General features: G+C 47.1%; 1 protein-coding gene. It reads left to right on the top strand.

Going from position 1 to position 1,429, the window contains the following annotated elements:
- Nucleotides 1–187 precede the first annotated feature (187 nt).
- Nucleotides 188–1,429, top strand: a 1,242-nt coding sequence (locus tag H7A81_RS27245; RefSeq protein ID WP_182059335.1) for a PrpR N-terminal domain-containing protein, incomplete at its 3' end; no start/stop codon positions are given.

The following is a 1,429-nucleotide window of genomic DNA, read 5'->3' as shown; positions in this document are numbered from 1 at the left end:
GGAGTGGAAAGGAAAAAAGCATGTTGATAATTTTTATTGAGAATATTCAGCAATATACCGTGTTAAATAATTGTGTTTATTAAGTTTTAATTATGTTGACCTGGATCGCATATCGATCTCGTGGAGATTGCAATGAAAGGTGCATGAAATATTCTGCAATGATATGCAATCATCAAGAGTTTGGCCTATGCAGAGCATCGCCGTTATCTCACCTTCAAGCCGATTAACAACTACGCTGACGTCAATTGTCGAAAGTAAAACGCTGCCCATCATTATCGCGGAAGCATCACAGCAAACGGCTGTTGAAACGGCGCGGGGACTGATTGAGCAGGGTGCGAGCGTGTTGATTAGCCGCGGTAAAACCGCAGAGCTACTCCGTACGCATTTCAACGTGCCGGTGGTAGAGGTGCGGCATACTTTCTTTGATTGCTTCAATGCATGGACTCATGCACGCAAAATCGCGGATAAAGTCGTGTTTCTCGCCACCTCTGAGGGATATCAGGAAATACTGAACAAATCGCGCCCTTTTATGCAGGATGTCCGGGTATGCGCTATTGATCCCTTTGATACACCGCAGGAAACCGAACGTAGTATTCAACGTCTGGTCGCTGAAGGTTTTAAAGTTGCCATTGGTGGTTTGTCATTGCAGCAGAGTGTGACGAGTCACGGCTTACATTATGTGATGTCTTACGCTGATGAGGACTCAGCGCTAGAGGCCGTCAACGAAGCGTTGCATCAATTGAAGATAGAGCAAGAAAGGGCGGAAAAGCGCGTTGAGCTGGAGAGTCGCTATACCATGATTGATACCATCTTTAACTGTGTATCCGAAGGTATATTCAGTATTGACCGTTCCGGCATCGTGACCAATATGAATGCAGTCGCTCGGGAGATGTTATTACCGCTTCTTCCCGGACAAGCATTGCGAGATAGCACCTTACTGAATAACGTGCAGATGGTGTTCGAAGGCGGTAGTGGATTAAATGGCGTGTTGGTCGAACCAGGACATATGCCGTTAACGGTGAATATTGCGCCGATCATCCTGGACGAGCAAGTCGTTGGTGCTGTATGTACATTACAAAAACAGCAAGAAATTAAAACCCTGGAACAAAAAATGCGACGCCTGAGCGCCCGGGCGCACATTGCTGAGAAAACTTTTACAGACATCATTGGGAATAGTACGGCGCTGCAGCAAGTGAAACAACTGGCGTTGCGTTTTGCAGCGACAGACAGCACGGTAATGATTGAGGGTGAAACTGGCAGCGGTAAAGAGTTGTTTGCCCAAGGTATACACAATGCTTCAAAACGCGCAGGTGCCCCTTTTGTTGCTATCAATTGCGCTGCCTTTGCTCCCGGTGTGTTAGAGAGCGAGTTATTTGGTTATGTGAAGGGGGCGTTCACCGGGGCATTAAGTGAAGGCAAAGCCGGGATG

Origin of the sequence: Pantoea sp. ME81 (assembly GCF_903970985.1) — a bacterium.
GTDB classification, from domain to species: domain Bacteria; phylum Pseudomonadota; class Gammaproteobacteria; order Enterobacterales; family Enterobacteriaceae; genus Pantoea; species Pantoea communis.
This window is presented reverse-complemented; position numbering and strand designations above follow the sequence as displayed.